Origin of the sequence: Vreelandella aquamarina (genome assembly GCF_044805175.1) — a bacterium.
In the GTDB taxonomy this organism is placed as follows: domain Bacteria; phylum Pseudomonadota; class Gammaproteobacteria; order Pseudomonadales; family Halomonadaceae; genus Vreelandella; species Vreelandella aquamarina_B.
The window spans coordinates 966,389-987,815 of sequence record NZ_CP085232.1 but is presented as its reverse complement, the minus strand read 5'-3'; the positions used below and the strand labels follow the sequence as shown (position 1 = coordinate 987,815).

Annotated in this window: 21 protein-coding genes and 2 tRNA genes; 12 read left to right on the top strand and 11 right to left on the bottom strand. The window is 58.2% G+C overall.

The features are described from left to right. Window positions 1–35: 35 nt before the first annotated feature. Complete coding sequence (locus LG300_RS04655; protein WP_404377220.1) at window positions 36–449, bottom strand: DUF3617 domain-containing protein; 414 nt, start codon at window positions 447–449, stop codon at window positions 36–38. Window positions 450–612: 163 nt separating this feature from the next. Here LG300_RS04655 and LG300_RS04650 point away from each other — a divergent pair, with 163 nt between their 5' ends. Next, window positions 613–822, top strand: a complete 210-nt coding sequence (locus LG300_RS04650; protein WP_404377219.1) for a CPXCG motif-containing cysteine-rich protein — start codon at window positions 613–615, stop codon at window positions 820–822. Window positions 823–828: 6 nt separating this feature from the next. On the opposite strand, the gene LG300_RS04645 is transcribed toward LG300_RS04650, so the two are convergent. The 4 genes from LG300_RS04645 to LG300_RS04630 form a co-directional block, all read right to left on the bottom strand. After that, the gene (locus LG300_RS04645; protein ID WP_404377218.1) at window positions 829–1,671 is read right to left on the bottom strand and encodes an ABC transporter permease subunit; all 843 of its coding nucleotides are present in this window, start codon (window positions 1,669–1,671) and stop codon (window positions 829–831) included. Further along, the gene (locus LG300_RS04640) at window positions 1,668–2,579 is read right to left on the bottom strand and encodes an ABC transporter permease subunit (protein WP_404377217.1); all 912 of its coding nucleotides are present in this window, start codon (window positions 2,577–2,579) and stop codon (window positions 1,668–1,670) included. Before LG300_RS04640 ends, LG300_RS04645 begins: the two co-directional genes overlap by 4 nt. Window positions 2,580–2,610: 31 nt before the next feature. Then, window positions 2,611–3,786 carry an ABC transporter ATP-binding protein gene (locus LG300_RS04635; RefSeq protein WP_404377216.1) on the bottom strand — a complete coding sequence of 392 codons (1,176 nt, stop codon included), beginning with the start codon at window positions 3,784–3,786 and terminating at the stop codon, window positions 2,611–2,613. A gap of 95 nt (window positions 3,787–3,881) precedes the next feature. Beyond that, window positions 3,882–4,985, bottom strand: a complete 1,104-nt coding sequence (locus LG300_RS04630; protein ID WP_404377215.1) for a polyamine ABC transporter substrate-binding protein — start codon at window positions 4,983–4,985, stop codon at window positions 3,882–3,884. 365 nt (window positions 4,986–5,350) lie between these two features. Between LG300_RS04630 and ahpC the strand changes: the two genes are divergently transcribed. Further along, on the top strand, window positions 5,351–5,914 hold the full coding sequence (gene ahpC, locus LG300_RS04625) for an alkyl hydroperoxide reductase subunit C (RefSeq protein ID WP_404377214.1): 564 nt from the start codon (window positions 5,351–5,353) through the stop codon (window positions 5,912–5,914). Between the two features lie 212 nt (window positions 5,915–6,126). After that, window positions 6,127–7,683, top strand: a complete 1,557-nt coding sequence (ahpF, locus tag LG300_RS04620; RefSeq protein WP_404377213.1) for an alkyl hydroperoxide reductase subunit F — start codon at window positions 6,127–6,129, stop codon at window positions 7,681–7,683. 104 nt (window positions 7,684–7,787) lie between these two features. Here the strand turns inward: ahpF and LG300_RS04615 are convergent, their stop codons facing one another. From LG300_RS04615 to hemA, 5 genes are read right to left on the bottom strand one after another with little or no spacing between them, the layout of a single operon-like run. Then, window positions 7,788–8,543: a HesA/MoeB/ThiF family protein gene (locus LG300_RS04615; protein ID WP_404377212.1), complete on the bottom strand. Its 756-nt coding sequence runs from the start codon at window positions 8,541–8,543 to the stop codon at window positions 7,788–7,790. Window positions 8,544–8,547: 4 nt separating this feature from the next. After that, complete coding sequence (locus LG300_RS04610) at window positions 8,548–9,048, bottom strand: Lrp/AsnC ligand binding domain-containing protein (RefSeq protein WP_078086966.1); 501 nt, start codon at window positions 9,046–9,048, stop codon at window positions 8,548–8,550. A gap of 30 nt (window positions 9,049–9,078) precedes the next feature. Further along, on the bottom strand, window positions 9,079–9,927 hold the full coding sequence (prmC, locus tag LG300_RS04605; protein ID WP_404377211.1) for a peptide chain release factor N(5)-glutamine methyltransferase: 849 nt from the start codon (window positions 9,925–9,927) through the stop codon (window positions 9,079–9,081). Beyond that, window positions 9,927–11,015, bottom strand: coding sequence for a peptide chain release factor 1 (prfA, locus tag LG300_RS04600; RefSeq protein ID WP_404377210.1), 1,089 nt, complete (start codon window positions 11,013–11,015; stop codon window positions 9,927–9,929). The genes prmC and prfA overlap by 1 nt, the downstream gene beginning before the upstream one ends. Then, on the bottom strand, window positions 11,012–12,322 hold the full coding sequence (gene hemA / locus LG300_RS04595; RefSeq protein ID WP_404377209.1) for a glutamyl-tRNA reductase: 1,311 nt from the start codon (window positions 12,320–12,322) through the stop codon (window positions 11,012–11,014). Before hemA ends, prfA begins: the two co-directional genes overlap by 4 nt. A 228-nt stretch (window positions 12,323–12,550) precedes the next feature. On the opposite strand from hemA, the gene LG300_RS04590 reads away from it, so the two are divergent. The 9 genes from LG300_RS04590 to LG300_RS04550 all read left to right on the top strand — a co-directional run bounded on the left by LG300_RS04590 (window position 12,551) and on the right by LG300_RS04550 (window position 19,951). Continuing rightward, window positions 12,551–14,344: a tetratricopeptide repeat protein gene (locus LG300_RS04590; RefSeq protein ID WP_404377208.1), complete on the top strand. Its 1,794-nt coding sequence runs from the start codon at window positions 12,551–12,553 to the stop codon at window positions 14,342–14,344. Between the two features lie 76 nt (window positions 14,345–14,420). Continuing rightward, window positions 14,421–15,077 carry a lipoprotein insertase outer membrane protein LolB gene (lolB, locus tag LG300_RS04585; protein ID WP_404377207.1) on the top strand — a complete coding sequence of 219 codons (657 nt, stop codon included), beginning with the start codon at window positions 14,421–14,423 and terminating at the stop codon, window positions 15,075–15,077. Between the two features lie 59 nt (window positions 15,078–15,136). Further along, window positions 15,137–15,997, top strand: coding sequence for a 4-(cytidine 5'-diphospho)-2-C-methyl-D-erythritol kinase (gene ispE, locus LG300_RS04580; RefSeq protein ID WP_404377206.1), 861 nt, complete (start codon window positions 15,137–15,139; stop codon window positions 15,995–15,997). A 30-nt stretch (window positions 15,998–16,027) separates the two neighbouring features. Further along, window positions 16,028–16,102, top strand: a tRNA-Gln gene (locus LG300_RS04575). Between the two features lie 59 nt (window positions 16,103–16,161). Next, window positions 16,162–17,103: a ribose-phosphate pyrophosphokinase gene (locus tag LG300_RS04570; RefSeq protein WP_172416021.1), complete on the top strand. Its 942-nt coding sequence runs from the start codon at window positions 16,162–16,164 to the stop codon at window positions 17,101–17,103. Between the two features lie 96 nt (window positions 17,104–17,199). Continuing rightward, window positions 17,200–17,841: a 50S ribosomal protein L25/general stress protein Ctc gene (locus tag LG300_RS04565; protein WP_404377205.1), complete on the top strand. Its 642-nt coding sequence runs from the start codon at window positions 17,200–17,202 to the stop codon at window positions 17,839–17,841. Between the two features lie 190 nt (window positions 17,842–18,031). Further along, entirely contained in the window at window positions 18,032–18,613 is a 582-nt protein-coding gene (gene pth / locus LG300_RS04560) for an aminoacyl-tRNA hydrolase (RefSeq protein ID WP_404377204.1), read from the top strand. A 105-nt stretch (window positions 18,614–18,718) separates the two neighbouring features. Then, window positions 18,719–19,810, top strand: a complete 1,092-nt coding sequence (ychF, locus tag LG300_RS04555; protein ID WP_404377203.1) for a redox-regulated ATPase YchF — start codon at window positions 18,719–18,721, stop codon at window positions 19,808–19,810. Window positions 19,811–19,874: 64 nt separating this feature from the next. Continuing rightward, a tRNA-Met gene (locus LG300_RS04550) sits at window positions 19,875–19,951 on the top strand. 78 nt (window positions 19,952–20,029) lie between these two features. On the opposite strand, the gene LG300_RS04545 is transcribed toward LG300_RS04550, so the two are convergent. Beyond that, window positions 20,030–21,334 carry a M18 family aminopeptidase gene (locus LG300_RS04545; RefSeq protein ID WP_404377202.1) on the bottom strand — a complete coding sequence of 435 codons (1,305 nt, stop codon included), beginning with the start codon at window positions 21,332–21,334 and terminating at the stop codon, window positions 20,030–20,032. Window positions 21,335–21,427 lie beyond the last annotated feature (93 nt).

The following is a 21,427-nucleotide window of genomic DNA, read 5'->3' as shown; positions in this document are numbered from 1 at the left end:
GCCCTTGGCAGTTCGGCATGGCACAGTGGAAACGCTTATTCGCAATCACCGATACGCTCGCCTTCAATCTCGGTATTCATCGCCAGCTCACCCATGGGTGACTGGGTCAGGATATCCACGGTGCCTTCGATCCGCTCGCCCATAAAACGCATCTCGCCATCGATGGTTGCTTCGCCACCTTCGGCACGGCACACCATGCTGTAGGAGAGGCCATCGGCATTCATATCCTGGTTCAGCAGTTCGCAGCCCTCTTCCTCTTCGATAAAACCAAAATCAGCGCCCTCCAGCTCTTCCTGGGTAATGCACTGGCGCTCGGTTTCCGTTTGATCAGGAATCTGCATATCGCCGCTGACGCTGGTCACGCTGACGAACTCCCATTCGCCGGGCGCGACATTAGGTGTTTCCGCCTGGGCGACCATCGGGAAGGCCGCTAAGGCCGCAACTGCCATGTATCGTTTCATCATCGCTTTTATCTCGCTAGGTGATTCGGGAAAACCCGCCATTATCCTACCTGATTCGCGCATCAGGTGCCTGCTTGCAAACCGCACTGCTACACTAAGGAACCATCATGTTGATATCACACCGAGTGTAACGCTAAAAAGGGCAAACACCATGCAAGACGACGCTTTAGTCAACCACGATTTTCACTGCCCTTACTGTGACACGCCACTCACCTTCGTGATCGACACTTCCCAGGGTAGCCACGATACCTGGGAAGATTGTCACCAGTGCTGTGCGCCTATTCAGCTTCAGGTCATCGTATCGCCTATCACCGGCGAGCTGGACGCCGTCATCACCGGTCGTGATGACGACGTGCTATAGCCCCGCTCAAGCCCCTTCGACTTGCTGCATGGCCGCCTGGCGCTTCGACTCGCTGCGGCGCATGAAGTACCACGCCAGCAGCGTCGCCAGCGAAACGGTCAGGATAATCAGCGTCGCCAGCGCGTTGATCTTGGGTGAAACCCCCATCCGCACCGAGGAGAACACCACCATCGGCAGCGTGTTGGCCCCCGGCCCCGACACGAAGCTGGCGATCACCAAATCATCCAGCGATAGGGTAAAGGCCAGCAGCCAACCGGCGGCAAGGGCCGGGGCAATGACCGGTAGCGTGACGAAAAAGAAGGTCTTGACCGGCGGGGAGCCTAAATCCATCGCCGCTTCCTCAATGGAGCGGTCCACTTCCCGCAGCCTGGCGGCCACTACCACCGCCACGTAGGCGCTACAGAACGTGGTGTGGGCAATCCAGATGGTGGCCATGCCACGGTCGGCGGGCCAACCAATCAGTTGGGCCATTTGCACAAACAGCAGCAAGAGCGAGAGGCCGGTAATCACTTCCGGCATCACCAACGGCGCGGTTACCATGCTCGATAGCGCTGTTTTACCCCGAAAATGGCCGTAGCGGGTCATTACGAAAGCGGCGACCGTGCCCAGGCACACCGCCATGCTAGCCGCAAAAAAGGCAATTTTCAGGCTCGTCCATACGGCGGAGAGTATTTGCTGGTCACGGAACAGCTCGCCATACCACTGGGTAGAGAAGCCGGCCCATACGGTTACCAGGCGCGACTCGTTAAACGAATACACCACCAGCACCATCATGGGGAGGTACAGAAACAGCAGGCCCAGCACCAGCATGACGGTGGTAAAACTCGGGCGCCGACGTGTTCTCATCATTCTTCAAGCTCCCGTGACTGGTAGCGGTGGAACCACACAATAGGTATAAGCAATAGCAGCAGCATCACCATGGCGAGTGCTGAGGCTACGGGCCAGTCGCGGTTAAGGAAGAACTCTTCCCACAGCACCTTGCCGATCATCAACGTATCGGGGCCGCCCAGCAGCTCGGGAATCACAAACTCCCCCACGGCGGGAATGAACACCAGCATTGAACCGGCGATAATGCCCCCCATCGAGAGCGGCAGCGTTACCTTCAGGAACGTATTGAGCTTACGCGACCCTAGATCTGAGGCCGCTTCCAACAGCGAGTTATCCAAACGCGTCAGGTGGGCATACAGCGGCAGTACCATAAACGGCAGATAGGCATACACAATGCCCACAATCACCGAAAACTGGGTATTCATCATCCGCAGCGGTGAATCAATCACTCCCAACCCCATCAATAGGTTATTGATGAGGCCGCTATTGCTGAGAATACCCATCCAGGCGTACACACGAATGAGAAACGACGTCCAGGATGGCAGCATCACCAACAGCAGCAAAATCAGCTGCCAGCGCCCCGGGGCACGGGCCATGGCGTAGGCCATTGGATAGCCAATCAGCAAACACACGACCGTGGCTACAAACGCGGTTTTGATCGACCCCCAGTATGCGGCGACATAGAGCGAATCCGACAACAAAAACAGGTAGTTGCCTAGATTCAAAAAGATATTCAGCGTTTGGTCGGCATACTCCACCAGTGGCCCGTAGGGGGGAATGGCAATGGCCGACTCCGACAGGCTGATTTTCAGCACCAGCGCAAACGGGAGCAGGAAAAACAGCGTGAGCCACACCAGCGGGAACGCAATCACGGCACGTCGACCTAAATGCATACGCTTGATCACGCCTGCAATGCGAGATGGCATCATAATAGGCAATCTCCTCTCAGCCACCCGGGCATTAGCGGTTCAGCACGATAGCGCTGTGATCTTCCCAATAAACGTACACGCTATCCTCCCAGGTTGGGCGGTCGCCGCGACGCTCGGTGTTGGCCATGCTCACTTTAATCATTTGCCCAGAGGCGGTACGTATGTAGTAGAGCGAATAACCGCCGAGATAGGCAATATCGTCGACCTTACCCGCTTCCCAGTTGTACTCTGACGAAGGCTGCTCACGGGTTAGCCAGATTTTTTCAGGGCGCAGCGCCGCCCATACCCGGCGGTCTACCGCCTGGGTGGTAATACCGTGGTCGATATAGATCGGCCGTGACAGCGCCGGTGATTCGATGCGGCAGTGGTCGGCGGCGTCCTCGATAATTTCGCCTTCAAACAGATTCACCGTGCCAACAAACTCGGCCACCATGCGGCTGGCGGGGCTTTCGTAGATATCCACCGGCGAGCCCACCTGCTCGATCCAGCCATCGGCCATAATCGCTACACGGTCAGCCATGGTCATGGCCTCTTCCTGGTCGTGGGTCACCATAATGCAGGTCACCCCTACCTGCTCAATGATCTCGACCACTTCTAGCTGCATTTCGGTGCGCAGCTTTTTATCCAGCGCGCCCATGGGCTCATCCAGCAGCAGCAGCTTGGGTCGCTTGGCGAGAGAGCGTGCTAACGCCACCCGCTGGCGCTGACCACCGGAGAGCTGATGAGGCTTACGCTTGGCGAAGCGCTCCATGTGCACCAGCTTGAGCATCTGGGCAACCCGCGCTTCAATTTCTGCCTTAGGCAGCTTGTCCTGCTTTAACCCAAAGGCGATATTCTGCGCCACGGTCATGTGCGGAAACAGCGCATAGGACTGGAACATCATATTAATGGGGCGCTTGTGCGGCGGCATCTCGGTAATGTCTTCGCCACTGAGCAGAATGCGCCCTTCGCTAGGGGTCTCAAATCCGGCCAGCATGCGCAGCAAGGTCGACTTACCCGAGCCCGAACCGCCTAGCAGGGCAAAAATCTCGCCGCGCTTTACCTGCAAGTTCACATCATCGACGGCAAGCGCATCATCAAACCGCTTGCTCAAACGCTTAACCTCTAACACGATATCCTCGGCAAAGCGTGGCGCCTTCCCCTGGGCGCGCACCGGCGGAGGAATAGCGGACGAAGAGGATTCGTTCGATAGGGGCGTAGTGACCATTCGCCACTCCCATCAAAAGGCCCGGTTAACCGGGCGATAAAAGACAAACAGCGAGCCGAGCTACTGCCCGGCTCGCTGTCAGGCGATGATTAGTATTAACGGCCGGACTTGACGCGGTTCCAGGTACGCGTACGGGCACGCAGGATGTCCTGGGGTTTTTCTACCTGGACATACAGGTTCTGCATGACCTCGGTTTCCGGGTAGATGGCCGGGTCATTGATCAGCTCATCCGAGAGGTATTCGTTTGCAGCCAGGTTGGGGTTGGCGTAGCGCACGTACTCACTGATCTCCGCAGCGATTTCAGGATCGAGGATAAAGTTGATGAACGCGTGGGCGTTTTCGGGATTCGGGGCATCCGCCGGAATCGCCATCATATCAAACCACAGCGCAGCGCCCTCTTTCGGAATGCTGTAGCTAATGGTGAAATCACGGCCCGCCTCTTCGGCACGCGCGGCGGCCTGGAAGATATCACCGGAGTAACCCGCCGCTACGCAGATATCGCCGTTGGCGAGGTCCGACACATAGCGTGAAGAGTGGAAGTAGGTAATGTTATCGCGCACGTTGGCGATAAGTTCACCGGCAGCTTCAATGTCCTCAACGCTTTCATTGAGCGGGTCAAGGCCAAGATAGACCATCGCCGGAGACAGCATCTCATCGCCTGAATCCAGCATGGCAATGCCGCAACCACCCTCGTTTAGCTTGGTGGTAATTTCCGGGTCGAACAACAGCGCCCAGCTATCTAACGGTGCGTCTTCACCTAAAATTTCAGTCACGCGCTCGACATTGTAGCCGATGCCGTTGGTGCCCCACATATAGGGAACAGAGTACTCGCTACCTGGATCGATGGTTTCGAGATTGGCCATCAACTCAGGGTCGAGGTTATCTAAATTGGGCAGCAGTTCATGGTTAAGCGGCTGATAGACGCCTGCTTTCAACTGGCGGGTAAAATAGTAGGTCGATGGCACGACCACATCGTAGCCTGAACGGCCGGACAACAGTGCCGCATCAAGAATTTCGTTACTGTCGTAAACGTCATAGGTGACTTCGATACCGGTGCGCTCGGTAAACTTTTCCAGCGTTTCCGGGGCGATATAGTCAGACCAGTTATATACCCGCACTTCGTCGGCATGGGCAGCAGTGGCCGCTACGGCGAGAGAGATGGCCGTAACGGCCATTGAGAGTTTTTTGATGTTCCCCATTTACCTGCTCCTTATCTTGAAAGTCCACATCACCAAAAGCCAACATAAAGCCAACATAGTGCTACTGGTTGGCACTAGCAGGTTAGCCTTGGCGGCCCCCTTAGCCTAGTTGAAACAGCTTAGGCAATTATCGCAACCGTGCGAATTTTGCGGTGCAGTGCTATCTATCGCAAGAGTATGTGAAAAATTCTTGTATTCAGCTGCTGATGCCCCCACCTCTTTGCTGAGCTGAAGGTGGCAAAGCAAGATGATAATCAGCAACTATTGAAAAGATTCATTTTTTCAATTTTAGCTATTAGTCGTAACCCGCTACCATTGGCAACAACTTTTCCTACTGTCATTCACCTATTACGGAGATGTTCTGAATGTCTTTGATCAACACTGAAGTAAAACCGTTTAAAGCCACTGCTTACCTGAACGGCGAATTTATCGACGTTACCGAAGCTGACCTGAAAGGCCAGTGGTCTATCTTCTTCTTCTATCCGGCTGACTTCACCTTCGTTTGCCCGACTGAGCTGGGCGACTTGGCCGACAACTATGAAGAATTCAAAAAGCTGGGCGTTGAAATCTACAGCGTTTCTACCGACACCCACTTCACCCACAAAGCATGGCACGACAGCTCTGAAACCATCGGCAAGCTGCAGTACCCGATGATTGCTGACCCGACTCTGCAAATTTCCCGCAACTTCGAAGTGCTGATCGAAGAAGCTGGCCTGGCAGAGCGCGGCACCTTCGTTGTCGACCCTGACGGCAAAATCCAGATCGTTGAAATCAACGCTGGCAACATCGGCCGTAACGCTGAAGAGCTGCTGCGTAAAGTGAAGGCTGCTCAATACGTTCGTGAAAACCCGAACGAAGTATGCCCGGCGAAATGGAAAGAAGGCGAAGAGACACTTGCCCCGTCTCTGGACCTCGTAGGCAAAATCTAAATCGCCTACTGCTGCCGACACGGGATTGAATCGCTTTAAGCTGAACCCCTACAGGCAGCACAACACCCGGGCACGCGGCCCGGGTGTTTCGTTTAAGCACCTGTGTAACCACACCCTGTTTTCCCTAGCGCTTTTACCGGCTGCCTTTATGACCGGCAACAGGCGTTTTAGGTTGAGAACAACTGACTGCTGACTACGAGGAAGCCACTGTCATGCTGGACGCCAATTTAAAAAATCAGTTGAAAGCTTACCTGGAAAAAGTGACTCAACCGTTCGAGATCGTTGCGTCCCTCGATGACGGTGCCAAGTCACGTGAATTGCTGGGCCTGCTGGAAGATATCAGCAGCCTCACCGATAAAATTACCCTGCACACTGACGGGCAAGATAGCCGCACCCCGTCGTTTGCGATTAACCGCCCCGGCGAAGAGACCGGCGTGGTGTTTGCAGGCATCCCCATGGGCCACGAGTTCACCTCGCTGGTACTGGCGCTGCTGCAAGTGGGTGGCCACCCACCGAAAACCTCCCAGGAGCTGCTGGATCAAATCAAGGATCTCGACGGCGAGATGCTGTTTGAGACCTACTACTCGCTCTCCTGCCAGAACTGCCCGGATGTCGTTCAAGCGCTCAACCTGATGGCGATCTTCAACCCGAACGTGCGCCACGTGGCTATTGACGGCGCGCTGTTCCAGGATGAAGTGGAAGCCCGCGAAATCATGTCGGTGCCCAGCATCTACCTCAACGGCAAGCCGTTTGACCAGGGCCGTATGACCCTTGAGCAGATTCTGGCGAAAGTCGATACCGGCGCTGCCGAGCGCGAAGCGAAAAAGCTGAGCGAAAAAGCCGCCTTCGATACATTAGTCATCGGCGGTGGCCCGGCGGGCGCATCGGCAGCGATCTACTCAGCTCGTAAAGGCATTAACACCGGTGTTGCCGCCGAGCGTTTTGGCGGCCAAGTAGCCGACACCATGGGCATTGAGAACTTTATCTCTGTCACCCATACCGAAGGCCCCAAGCTGGTCAGCGCCCTTGAAGAGCACGTCAAAGAGTACGAAGTCGACGTAATGAACCTACAGCGCGCGACTTCATTCAAGGCAGCCGAAACCGAAGGCGGCCTGCACGAAGTTACCTTTGAATCCGGCGCGAAGCTGAAGAGCAAAACCCTGGTACTGGCCACCGGTGCCCGCTGGCGTGAGATGAACGTGCCCGGCGAGCAGGAGTACCGTAACAAAGGCGTTGCCTACTGCCCCCACTGCGACGGCCCGCTGTTTAAAGGCAAGCGCGTGGCGGTCATCGGTGGCGGCAACTCCGGCGTGGAAGCGGCTATCGACCTGGCCGGTATCGTCGGTCATGTCACCCTAGTGGAGTTTATGGGTGAAATGCGCGCCGATGCGGTACTGCAGAAGAAGCTGAAGAGCCTGCCCAACGTCGATATCATCCTGAACGCCCAAACCACCGAAGTAACCGGCGACGGCAGCCGCGTCAACGGCCTGACCTACAAAGACCGCAACACCGATGAGATCAAAAACATCGCGCTGGAAGGGATCTTTGTACAGATTGGCCTGGTGCCTAATACCGAGTGGTTGCAAGGCTCGCCAATCGAGATGTCGCCCCGTGGCGAGATCATTGTCGATGCCCACGGCATGACATCGGTACCTGGCGTATTCGCCGCCGGCGATGTTACCACCGTGCCCTACAAGCAGATCATCATCGCTATGGGTGAAGGCGCGAAAGCCTCACTCGGGGCATTCGACTATCTGATTCGTAACTAATTGCCCGGATGACTGGCCAATGGGGCGGCCCCGCCGCCCTGCTGAGTTCGTTCCCTTTGACGTGAAGACCGTGACGTCACGCCCGTTTCCCCGCGGGCGTTTTTTTATGCGCGCACGCTACAGACAGGACACGCTGGGTCCCTCGGCACCTGGAAGCTCCGCCATTGCCCGCTAAGCCCATCGAAAGTCGCCAACCCCTGGTGCGGCTTACCTGCCCCACTTAGCAACTTAAACGCCTCAACCGCCTGAAAACAGCCAATTAACCCCACTAGCGGCGCCATCACGCCACTCTCCGCACAGCTTAGCGCCTCGTCATCGCTATCCCCCGGCGGATATAAGCAAGCATAGCAAGGGCACGCGGCATCACGCGGGTCGAATACCGCCAACTGGCCGGAAAAGCGGATCGCCGCTCCAGAAACCAGCGGTACACCCGCCTGCTGCGAGGCGGCATTAATGGCATAGCGGCTAGAGAAGCGGTCGGTACAGTCCAGCACCACATCGGCCGTAGCCATTAGTGTTTCCAGCGCGCTTCCCTCTGCGTGTTGCTCAAGGGCAACCACGTGGCAGTCAGGGTTGAGCGCCTGCATCCGTTCTTTAGCCGAACGGGCTTTATTCACCCCGATACTGGCCTGTTGATGGGCAATTTGACGCTGCAAATTGGAGAGCTCTACGCTGTCCGCATCGGCAATGGTGATTTTCCCCACACCGGCGGCCGCTAGATAAAGGGCCACCGGCGAGCCTAGCCCGCCCGCGCCGATAATCAGCGCATGGGCACTACGTAAGCGCTCCTGGCCTTCAATATCGACCTCGGGCAGCATGATTTGGCGGCTATAGCGCAGCAGCGCCTGATCGTCCATCATCGGTTTACTTATCCTCAAATTCCTCGAAATCGGGGATGTGCAGGCTAAAGCTCTCCTTTACCTCCTCCATCACCACGTAGCTTTTCGACTCTTTCACGCCGGGTAAGGTCAGCACCACATCGCCTAATAGCTGACGATAGGCGGCCATTTCAGGAATACGGCACTTCAAGATGTAGTCGAATTGACCAGAGACCAGGTGGCACTCCTGAATCTGCGGCAGCTTCTCCACCGCGCGGCGGAACTCGTCAAAGACGGCGGGCGACTGGGTCTCCAGGCTGATTTCCACAAATACCAGCAAGTTAGCTTTTAGCGCGCGAGGGTCCAGCACCGCCTGGTAGCCACGGATAATGCCCGCCCGCTCCAGGCGCTTCACCCGCTCAAGGCAAGGGGTTGTGGATAAACCAACCTCGGAGGCGAGATCAACATAGGAAATCCGCGCATTTTCCTGCAAACAGCGCAGAATTTTCAGATCGATACGGTCCAGCGTTCTATTTTTTGGTTTCATGGCAGGATCCAATACTGATGAATCAGGCAGTTATTTGATGCGCCCCAGGGTAACCCGTTCATGGCCGCCGAGGTCTTGGACGCTTTCAACGTTTAGATAGCCCGCTTGGCTTAACGCTTGGCGCACCCTGGGGGCCTGCCGGTAGCCGTGCTCCAGTGCCAGCCAGCCACCAGGTAGCAGGTAGGCTTGCGCTGTGGTAATCAAATGCAGTAGGTCGGCCATGCCATCCGCTTCAGCGACCAGCGCCGAACGCGGCTCAAAGCGCACATCGCCCTGGGCCAAGTGCGGGTCATCAGCAGCAATATAGGGTGGGTTGCTAACGATTATCTCAAACCGCGAGCCAGACGAAGGCGGTGCCAAGGCGCTAAACCAGTCGCTGACCAAAAAGGTGGCGTTCGTGATATTAAGCGACTGGGCATTGCGGGTCGCTAGCGCCACCGCTTCGGGTCGAATATCCGCACCAACCACCTGCCAGCCCGGCTTTTCGCTGGCAAACGCCAGGGCAATTGCTCCCGTGCCCGTTCCTAGATCAAGCAGCCTACCCGCTGGGGCCGCAGCCCGCGCCAGCGCGGCTTCCACCAGCGTTTCGGTATCGGGCCGGGGAATCAACGTGTTTGGCGAGGTGGCCAGGGGCAACCCCCAAAACTCCCGCTCTCCGGTTAAATAGGCCACCGGCTGGCCCTGGGCCCGGGCGGCCACCAGCGCGTCAAAGCGGGCATGCTCCCAAGGAGGGCATTCGCGGTCTCCCCAGGTGTAAAGCCAAGTGCGGCTGCGGCCAGCGACGAACGCCATCAGCACCTCGGCATCTATGCGAGGCGATGGCGAACCCGCATCCTGCAGCCGCTGGGCCGCACTGTTCAGCAAGGCATCGAACGTCATTAAGCGTCCTGTAGCGCCGAGAGCTGCTCCGCCTGGTACTCGTGGATCAGCGGCTCAATCACGTCGTCCAGCTGCTCGCCGCTCACCACTTCGGTCAGCTTATACAGCGTCAGGTTGATGCGGTGGTCGGTAATCCGCCCCTGGGGGAAATTGTAGGTGCGGATACGCTCGCTGCGATCCCCGGAACCCACCAGGGAGCGACGGGCATCGGCCTGCTCCTGGCGCTGGGAGTCCACGGCGTTGCGCTTGAGCTTAGCGGCCAGCAGCGACATCGCTTTGGCGCGGTTTTTGTGCTGACTGCGCTCCTCCTGGCACTCCACCACCACGCCGGTGGGCAGGTGGGTAATACGAATCGCCGAGTCAGTGGTGTTGACGTGCTGACCGCCCGCACCGCTTGAACGGTAAGTATCAACCCGTAAATCCGCCGGGTTGATATCGATATCCCCGACTTCGTCCACCTCCGGCATCACCGCCACGGTGCAGGCGGAGGTGTGAATCCGCCCTTGCGATTCGGTCGCCGGTACGCGCTGTACCCGATGGGCACCTGACTCGAACTTCAGCCGCGCATAAACGCCATCGCCCTTCACCCGGGAGATCACCTCTTTATAGCCGCCCTGCTCGCCGTGGCTGGCACTGACCACCTCGACCCGCCAGCCACGCTTCTCCGCATAGCGGGAGTACATGCGAAACAGATCACCAGCGAAAATAGCCGCCTCATCGCCGCCAGTGCCCGCCCGCACCTCCAAAAAGACACCGCGGCCGTCGTCGGGGTCTTTCGGAATCAACAGGCGTTTCAGCTCAACGTCGAGGGTTTCCAACTGCTCGCGGCCGTCGTTGATCTCCATCTCCGCCAGTTCGCGCATCTCCGGGTCACTGTCGCGGCTGAGCTGTTCGGCTTCGGCAATGCTGTTTTCCACCTCAAGGTAGCGCTTCCAAGCGGCGACCAGCTCTTCCAGCTCCGAGTACTCCCGGGAGTAATCGCGAAAGCGCTGCTGGTCGTTGATCACCTCAGGATCTGACAGCAGCATGGCCAGCTCTTCAAACCGGTCGGAGAAGCTGTCTAAACGTTGGCGCAAAGTCTCTTTCATGCGGGCGTATCATCCTTTTGGCGTTTTGCCGAGGGCGCGGGCTGCTCAAAGGCGGGCTTCGGCGGCAGCAGCAGGCGCGTCGCGGCGCTTAGCAAATCATGGTTTTCCTGGGAGGCAGCTTCGCGAATCGAGAGCGTCGGCTGGTGCATAAAGCGGTTGGCTAACTGGTGCGCTAAACGCTCGACCACTTTGGCCGGATCTTCTCCTTTCGCCAAACGCTCAAGGGCCTGATCACGAGCCTGGTCACGTAGCGACTCGCCGTGGTGCCGGTAGTCACGGATCACCTCGCCGCCATTACGGATACGCCGCTCGTGCTGCCAGCTACCCACACCATGCTCGATCAGCGACTCGGCCTGGTCGGCTGCCACCTGACGGTGGCGGCGGTTCTCTTCGATCACCTCTTCCAGGTCATCGACGGTATAGAGGAACACATCCGCCAGCTCGCCCACTTCCGGCTCGATATCCCGGGGTACGGCAATATCCACCATAAAGACCGGCCGGTGGCGGCGCTTTTTCAGCGCCCGCTCGACCATGCCTTTCCCCAGAATAGGCAGCGGCGATGCGGTGGAGGAAATGACGATATCGGCATGTTCCAACGCATCGGGAATTTCAGGCAGCGTAATGGCCGTACCGCCCAGCGACGATGAAACCTGCTCGGCCCGCTCGCGGGTACGGTTCGCCACGGTGAGTTGGCGCACTCCGGCTTCGTGGAGATGGCGCGCCACCAGCTCAATGGTTTCACCTGCGCCAATCAGCAGCGCTCTGGCACGGCCGAAGTCGTCAAAAATCCGGCTGGCCATGCTCACCGCCGCATAAGCCACCGACACCGGGTTTTTACCAATGCCGGTTTCGGTGCGGACCTGTTTCGCTACGGCAAAGGTGTGCTGGAACAGGCGCTCCAGTTCGCCCCCCAGCCCGTTGGCCTGACGCGCCTGCTGGTAAGCCTCTTTCAACTGGCCAAGTATTTGCGGCTCGCCCAGCACCATGGAGTCCAAACCGACGGCCACGCGCATCAAATGGCGGGCGGCGTCGTTGTCGTGGTAGTGGTAGGCGCAGCGGGAGAGTTCTTCCACGCGTAAATTGTGAAAACGACCCAGCCAGTCCAGCACGGTCTGCTCACCGGCGGTATCCGTCACACAGTAGAGTTCCGTGCGGTTACACGTCGAAAGCACCGCCGCTTCGCTAATGTGTGGCAGGCTACGCAGCTCAGCCAGCGCGCTTTCCAGCTGCGTTGGCGTAAAGGCTACCTGCTCACGCACAGCCACGCTGGCAGTACGATGATTTATTCCCAGGGCAAGAAGCGTCATGCGTTATGCGTCTTCGCTAGTGGATCGGTCGTCACGTCACTGTTGGTCATTATTTAGTAGGCTTGCTAAAACACGTCTAAAGAAGCAGCCAACCAGTGAATTGCGCTGACTCGGCTCTTTTTCAAGGAGAAGCATTCTATCACAGCACAGCATGTTCTGGCGCACACCACTTTGCCGCAGGCAGCCAAGCCGCTATGCTGAACACTCGGCCACTTGATCGAGACACGCATGCCCCATCGCGCGACACTATTGGGTATTCCCCTTTCGTTTTCGGGTTTTCCCCTTCTCCCCCTGGCCGCTACGCTAGTGCTGAGCGGCTGCCAGCTTGCCCCCTCTTTTTCTGACGGAGAGCGGCACGGGAGTCTTGAAGATCCCATGGCATCAGCGCCACCGGTCACCCGCGGCCTGGATGCCGCCGGCCTAAGCACCCTGCTGGCGGCAGAACTCGCCGGGCAGCGCGGCGACTACCGCTATGCAGGCCAGGGCTATCTTGAAGCCGCCCAGCGCTATAACGCCCCCGGCCTAGCTGAACGAGCCACCTTTGCCGCTCGTTTTGGCAATGACGCCGCGTTAATGGAAGCCGCCGCACTGCGCTGGCGCGAGCTGGCTCCCCAGGCAGAGACGCCTAACCGCCTGCTTGCCTCGCTATCGCTTCAGCGGGGCGACTGGCTGGACAGCCTGGAGCAGCGGCTAGCCATTGCCAGCGCAGGCGGCAACGGTGAAATTGCCCCCTTCGCTGAAATCGCGGTTGCCGAAGGAGCGCCGCTGAACCTGCTGGCGCAGCAGCTACGTAGCTATCTTGCCCAGCCGGAGGCTGCCCAGCGCGAATTCCATAGCGATGTGCTGCTTGGCACTGCGCTTATCGAAGCCGCTCTGGGCGAAACGCAAACCGCCCGGCGCTATCTTGACCAAGTGGCCCAGCAGGAGCCGGAGTCCGCCGCCCTGTGGCTGGCCAAGGCGCGCCTTGCGCTGGAAACCGGCGACCACCGCGCCGCCCGCCAAGCGGCCCAGCAGGGGCTCAGCCTAGCCCCTGACGATGTCCGCTTTATCTTGATGCTGGCCCAGGCAGAAATACGCCTCAACAACATTAACGCGGCCGAAGTGCAAACCAATGCCCTATTGGAGAGCCACGGCGGCAATCAGGATTTACGCATCGCCCTGGCGCAGCTTTATTTAGAGGAAGGCCATAGCGAGCCTGCCTATCGGCTGCTGCAGCCGCTGATTGGCCAAGAGAGCATTCCCAATATCGCCTACTTCCTACTGGGGGCGATTGCTCAATCCCAGGGGGAGGTTGATAACGCCCTGCTCTACTATCGCCAAGTGTATGAGGGCGATGAGTTCCTACCCGCCAGGGCAGCGGCGGCCCGAATGCTCATTGAGGATGACCGCCTGCTTGATGCCCGCGCCTTTCTACGCATTGAGCGTATGCGCCACGACGCCTATTTCGGTGATTTAGTGAGGTTGGAGGTGCAACTGCTGGATGAGCTGTCACGCCAGGAGGATGCCACCGCCCTACTGGATCGGGAACTCGCCCGCACCCCGGACGATACCGGCTTGCTCTACCTACGGGCCATGCGCGCCTGGGAGATGGGCGATTTAGCGGGCATGGAGCGGGATTTACGGCAAATCCTACGCACCGAGCCTAATAATGCCGATGCGCTGAATGCACTGGGCTACACACTCGCGGATCTTAATATCGCGGGCAGGCTGGAAGAGGCCCGCGACCTCATCGAACGCGCCTACGAAGCCGACCCGGACAATCCGGCGGTATTGGATAGCATGGGCTGGGTGTACTTCCGTTTAGGCAAGCCCGACGATGCGCTGGCATGGCTAGAGAGCGCCTATGCCCAGATGCCCGATCAGGAAATAGCCGCCCACCTAGCTGAAGTGCTGCACTCGCTAGGCCGCAGCGACGAGGCACGCCAGTTAATTGCCCGTATTCTGCAGCGAGCGACCTACCACCCTCAAATCGATGATTTGCTTGAGCGCTACCCTGAACTTACGCCACCCAGCGCACCCTAAGGCTTACTTTTTTTAACGTTACGAGTGTTTACCCTTAGACAGCCTGACAATAGACAGCACGGACATGGAGCCAGTTATGTTGACCTCTTTTTTGCACAGCGCGCCTGCCAGCACGCCTTTTGCATCAATCTATCGTTCTGCCCGCCTATGGATGGTTGCCCTGGCAGTGGCTACCCTTGCCGGTTGCGCCAGCCAGGCACCAGTGGATGAAAGCGGCCGCCAAGCGGGCCAGTGGGAGCGCCAACAAGCGGATGTGGAAGCGTTCGATAGCTGGACGCTGGTTGGCAAAGCGGGCCTGCGCACGCCCCAAGAGAACACCAGCGCCAATCTGGATTGGAACCAGACCCCCTACTACTTCCGTATGTTGATTAGCGGCCCCTTCGGTGGCGGTCGTAGCGTGCTGGAAGGCCGCGAGGGGCGTTTCTCACTCACCACCAGCGAAGGCCGCTTTGAGGCCGAAACCCCGGAAGCCTTAATGGAAGAGCAGCTTGGTTGGTCGCTGCCGGTGCGCGCCATGCCCGACTGGGTACGCGGCCTGCCCGGGGAGCACGCCAGCTACCAGCTCGAAACCGACGAACTCGGCTTCCCTAGCCATCTACAGCAAGACGGCTGGGAAATCGATTACCGTGACTGGGAACAGGCCGAAGGCATGTGGCTGCCGCGCCGCCTGGTGATGAACTACGGCGACGTGCGCATTACCCTGGTCGTTAACCAGTGGCAGGCATCAGAATAGACACCTCGGGCTGGCACAGCGCCAGCCCTTTTTCATACGTTTAGCAGTAGAGAGACGGCATGTCCGCAACACCCCACACACTCACCCTACCCGCTCCCGCCAAGCTGAACCGTATGCTGCATATCGTAGGGCGTCGCCCAGATGGCTACCATGAACTGCAGACGCTGTTTCAGATCATCGACCTGTGCGACTACCTGAGCTTCACCCTGCGCCAAGACGGCGTCATCGAACTCATCACACCGATGGACGGCGTGATGCACGATGACAACCTAATCGTGCGAGCGGCCAAGCGATTACAGCAGGCCAGCGGCACCCGCCTCGGCGCCTCTATCACCATCGAGAAGCACCTGCCCATGGGCGGTGGCCTGGGCGGCGGTAGCTCCAATGCAGCCACGGTACTCAAAGGGCTTAACCAGCTCTGGCAGCTTGGGCTCAGCGATGCCACGCTAGCAGAACTAGGGCTAACACTAGGTGCCGATGTACCCGTCTTTGTTCTAGGCACAAGCGCCTGGGCAGAAGGCATCGGCGAGAAATTAACCCCCGTGACCCTCGACACCCCCTGGTTCGTGGTCATCCACCCCGGCATCAGCGTCTCAACCCCCGCCATCTTCCAAGACTCGGAATTGACACGCGACAGCCTCCCCATTACTATGGCGCGCGCACTGCAGGGGGGAGTGGCCGAGTGGCGTAATGACTGCGAAGCTACCGTCAAAAAACGCTACCCGCATATCGCGGAGGCGCTTGACTGGCTCGCGCAGCACGCACCTAGTCGGCTGACCGGTACCGGCGCCTGTTTATTTGCAGCTTTCGACTCGCAAGAGGCTGCACAGGCGGTGGCTAAACGGGCTAATCAGCACTGGCAAGCATGGGTCGCGCGCGGACTTAACACCTCTCCCCTACAAGATGCTCTGGGCTGCTGAAAGCGCCCGGTCATCGCATTAGGTTATTGCTGGGGTATCGCCAAGTGGTAAGGCACCGGTTTTTGGTATCGGCATTCCCAGGTTCGAATCCTGGTACCCCAGCCAATCCTGATGTTGATCTGCGTTTTCTCCCCTGATCCCCAACACTGCAAAGGTGGCTGCGCGTGTCAAAATTGATGGTTTTCACCGGGAATGCCAATCCCGAACTCGCTCAAAAGATTGCCGAGAGCTTAGACAGCCGTATGGGTAACGCTACGGTCGGTCAATTTAGCGACGGCGAAATCGCGGTCGAGATCAATGAGAACGTGCGTGGTAAGGATGTCTTTATCCTGCAATCCACCTGTGCACCGACGAACGATAACCTGATGGAACTGATCCTGATGGTCGACGCCCTGCGTCGCGCCTCGGCTGCCCGTATTACGGCAGTGGTTCCCTACTTTGGCTATGCTCGCCAGGACCGTCGTGTACGCTCCGCCCGCGTTCCCATTTCAGCAAAAGTCGTGGCTGATATGATGGTGAAAGCAGGCGTTGACCGCGTCATGACCATGGACCTGCATGCCGACCAAATTCAAGGTTTCTTCGACGTACCGGTTGATAACGTGTACGGCTCCCCGATCCTGCTGGACGACATCGAGCGTCAAAACTACGATGACCTCGTGGTAGTTTCCCCCGATGTAGGCGGCGTTGTGCGTGCCCGCGCTATTGCCAAACAGCTGAACGCTGACTTGGCGATTATCGATAAGCGTCGCCCCCAGGCCAACCAAGCCCAGGTGATGCACATCATCGGTGAGATCGAAGGCCGCACCTGCGTGGTCGTTGACGACATGATTGATACCGCCGGCACGCTCTGCAAAGCCGGTGAAGCATTGAAAGACCACGGCGCTGCGCGCGTTGTTGCGTATGCCACGCATCCGATTTTGTCCGGCCCCGCGGTGGACAACATCACCAACTCCGTACTGGACGAGGTTGTCGTGACCGACACCATTCCGCTCGCCGACCATGCGCGTCGTAGCGGAAAGATTCGCCAGTTGAGCGTTGCTGGCCTGATTGCGGAAGCCATTCGCCGCGTCAGCAACGAAGAATCCGTCAGCGCGATGTTCCACTAACGCCTGACGTTATAAGCCCCCACCTGGGGCCCTGGAAACGTCGTCGTCTGGTCGCGGGCGGCGGCGTTTCCTTACTTAAACTAAGAGGCAAATTCCATGTCTGATTTTATCCTGAAAGCCAGCGTTCGTAACGACCTGGGGAAAGGTGCGAGCCGCCGCCTGCGTCGTGCGAACCAACAAGTACCGGCCGTCGTTTACGGCGGCGAGAAAGGCGCTCAGTCTATCTCTGTAGAAAAAACCGCTTTCTACAAGGCGATCGAAGATGAGTCCTTCTTCTCCTCTGTCATCAAACTGGTGATTGACGGTACTGAAGAGCAAGTGGTTGTACGTGACCTGCAGCGTCACCCCTACAAGCCGCTGCTGACCCACGCTGACTTCCTGCGTGTTGACGCCACTCACGAAATTACCATGAACGTGCCGCTGCACGTGGTGAACGAAGAGAAGTGTGTAGGCATCAAAGACCAAGGCGGCGAACTGCACGTCCTGGCTAACGAAGTCGCCATCAGCTGCTTGCCGAAAGATCTTCCGGACTTCCTGGAAGTAGACATCAGCAAGGTTGAGCTGGGCACTACCCTGCACCTGTCTGACCTGACCCTACCGGCTGGCGTTACCTCTGTTGATCTGGCCCACGGCGAAGAGCACGACAACGCCATTCTGAGCATCACCAAAGTGAAAGTACGTGGCGGTGACGAAGAAGAAGGCGAAGGTGAAGGCGACGCAGAAGCCAGCGCCGAGTAAGTCTTGCTAAAGGTGCTGCCAGTAATGGCTGTTTAGCGCCACCTGGGCCATGCCCGCATGGCCCAAGGATGTTAAAATCAAGCGCTTCGGCGCTTGATTTTTTTTTGCGGCTTGGCGCTACCCTGCTTATCTGCAAAGCAGCTGCCAGCGAGTCAACGACATATCTTCCAGAACCGTTGGAGGTGGGAAAATGAGCCAGGTAACGGCCATTATAGGACTGGGCAACCCAGGCGCTGAATACGACGCCACCCGCCATAATGCGGGCTTTTGGCTAGTGGACGCCATTGCACGCAGCGCCCACACCGAACTGCGTCCTGAGAAAAAATTTTTAGGGTTATACGCCAAAGTGCGTTTTGGCGACCATGAGCTGCATCTGCTTAACCCCACCACCTTTATGAATCGCAGTGGTGCCTCCGTGGCTGCGCTCACCCAGTTTTTCAAGCTTACCCCGGACAATTTACTGGTCGCTCACGATGAGCTAGATCTTCCTCCTGGGCAGGCGCGCTATAAAACCGGCGGCGGGCACGGCGGCCACAATGGGCTGCGGGATATTATCAGCGCCCTGGGCAACCAGAAGCAGTTCCACCGCGTGCGGATTGGCATTGGCCACCCCGGCGAGGCGAAACAAGTGGTCAATTACGTCTTGGGCCGCCCTGGCAAAGCCGAGCAAGAAGCCATCGAACGTTCGCTAGACGGGTGTCTTGCCACGCTCCCCCTGGCGCTTTCTGGCGACTGGGCTAAAGCCATGAACCGTCTACATAGCGTAAAATAGCAGCACGTTTTCGGCATACAATCACCACGCGTTACGTACGCACTCTTTTCACACTGGGCAGGTGCTCTCTTGGTAGCACCGCCCTAGCGGTCAGGAAGTTATTTTATGGGCTTTAACTGCGGTATTGTCGGCCTACCCAACGTAGGCAAATCCACGCTGTTCAATGCGTTGACGAAATCAGGTATTGATGCGGAGAACTTTCCGTTCTGTACTATCGAACCCAACGTCGGCATTGTCCCGATGCCCGACCCACGCCTGGATGCGCTGGCAGCCATTGTAAAGCCTGAAAAAGTGCTGCCCACCACCATGGAGTTTGTGGATATTGCCGGCCTCGTGGCGGGCGCCTCCAAGGGTGAAGGCTTGGGTAACAAGTTCCTGGCCAACATTCGTGAAACCCAGGCCATTGCCCATGTGGTTCGCTGCTTCGATAACGACAACGTTATCCACGTCGCCAACCAGGTCGACCCCCGCGCCGATATCGAGACCATCAACCTGGAACTCGCCCTGGCCGACCTGGACACCGTCGAGAAAGCCAGCCAGCGCCTGGTACGCGTGGTAAAAGGCGGCGATAAAGACGCCATTGCCACCAAAGCCGTGCTGGACAAAATCCAGCCGCACCTGGCCGAAGGCCAGCCACTGCGTAGCTTTGGCCTGGATGAAGACGAAAAGCGCCAGGTCAAAAGCTTCGGCTTTTTGACCCTCAAGCCCACCATGTACATTGCCAACGTCAATGAAGATGGCTTTGAGAACAACCCCTACCTGGACATCGTCAAAGAGATTGCCGCCGAAGAAGGCGCGGTCGTGGTGCCGGTGTGCAACCAGCTAGAGGCGGAAATCGCCGAGCTAGATGACGAAGAGCGCAGCATGTTCCTAGCCGAAATGGGCATGGAAGAGCCGGGGCTAGACCGCGTGATTCGTGCGGGCTACGCACTGCTCGGCCTGCAAACCTACTTTACCGCCGGTGTTAAGGAAGTACGCGCCTGGACCGTGAAACAAGGCGCCAGCGCGCCGGAAGCGGCAGGTGTCATCCACACCGATTTTCAGAAAGGCTTTATCCGTGCCGAAGTCATCGCCTATGACGACTATGTAACGCTGGGCGGCGAGCAAGGCGCCAAGGATAACGGTAAGTGGCGCCTGGAAGGTAAAGACTACATTGTTAAAGATGGCGATGTGATCCACTTCCGCTTCAATGTCTAACGCGCAAATGAAATAAATACTTGACGGGCGGCGCATCCCTGATTAATATTCGCCCCCGTTGAACGGCTACGTAGCTCAGCTGGTTAGAGCACATCACTCATAATGATGGGGTCCCCTGTTCAAATCAGGGCGTAGCCACCAACACCGAATACCGCTAGCAATAGCAGAAGCCCGCTGACTCAGTCAGCGGGCTTTTTCGTTTCTAGATTCGTGGTTAGCTCAGGAGAGCATCGGACGGTTCAGGAACACCGTCAGCGCTCGCGTCAGGTAATCCACATCCCGCGTGCCGGACGTTTCACGAATCGAGTGCATCGCCCACTGGGGCAGTCCCACGTCAATGGTCGGCACGCCCACCTCGGTGGCGGTAATGGGGCCGATGGTACTCCCACAGCCCATATCTGCCCGGGTCACGAACGACTGCACCGGCACATCCGCTTCGCGGCACACATCTCGGAACAGCGCGCCGGTCACGCTGTTGGTCGCGTAGCGCTGGCTGGCGTTCACCTTGATCACCGGGCCGCCGTTAATCGCCGGGCCGTGGCGCTCATCGTGCTTGTCGCGGAAGTTCGGGTGCAGCGCGTGGGCGTTATCGCAGGAGATCATCAGCGACGACTGAATCAGCTGAATCAGCGACTCTTCGCTGCCGCCGCCCACCTGAACATTCAACCGCTTCAGCACATCGCCCAAAAACGGCCCCTGAGCGCCACAGGCGCTGGCGCTACCCACCTCTTCGTGGTCGTTCGCCACCAGCAGCGCCCCCTGGCTGCCATCGCACGCCAGCAACGCTTCTAGGCCCACAAAGCACGACAGCAGATTATCCAGCCGTGCGCTGGCCACCAGCTCTTTACCCAGCCCGATCAGTGAAGGCGGCTGAACGTCGTAGAAGCCCAGCTCGAAATCCACCACCTCGACCGCGCGCAGGCCGTGCTGCTCCTCCAGCCACTGGGCCAGTAGGTCGTGCAGCTTGGCGGTATCGCTCTGCATCAGTACCGGCGCCATCTGCGTTTGCGGATTGATGGGGCGCCCTGCATTCACGTCGCGGTCCATATGGATCGCGAGGCTAGGAATCATCGCCACCGGACGGTCAACGTTCAGCAGCACGCTCTCCAGGTGGCCATCGGCGTGGCGCACATGCACCCGGCCCGCCAGGCCCAGGTCACGGTCAAACCAGGGGGCCAGCAGCACGCCGCCGTACACCTGCACGCCCAGCTGCAGCCAACCGGCCGAATATTGGGTGGCGTTGGGCTTTAAACGCAGCCCAGGGCTGTCGGTATGGGCACCCAGCATACGCAGGCTGGTTAATTTGCCTGCTGGCAACTGAAACGCGATCACCGACGAATCGTTACGCGTTACGTAGTAGCGCTTTCCTGGCACCAACTGCCAGTTCGCGGTCTCTTCCAGGCGCGTAAAGCCCGCCTGCTCCAAACGCTGGGCCATGCTGCGGGTGGCATGCCACGGCGTAGGCGACTGCTGCAAAAATTCGCACAGCCGCGTTAAACGTTCCGCGTTGAAAGCCTCGGACATGGAATTCCTCATAACAGTAATGATTGAGTCTCACAGGGGAAATGACCTGCTACAATGCTCCCTCGGCCTACGCAACTCATAGGCTAACTGCGG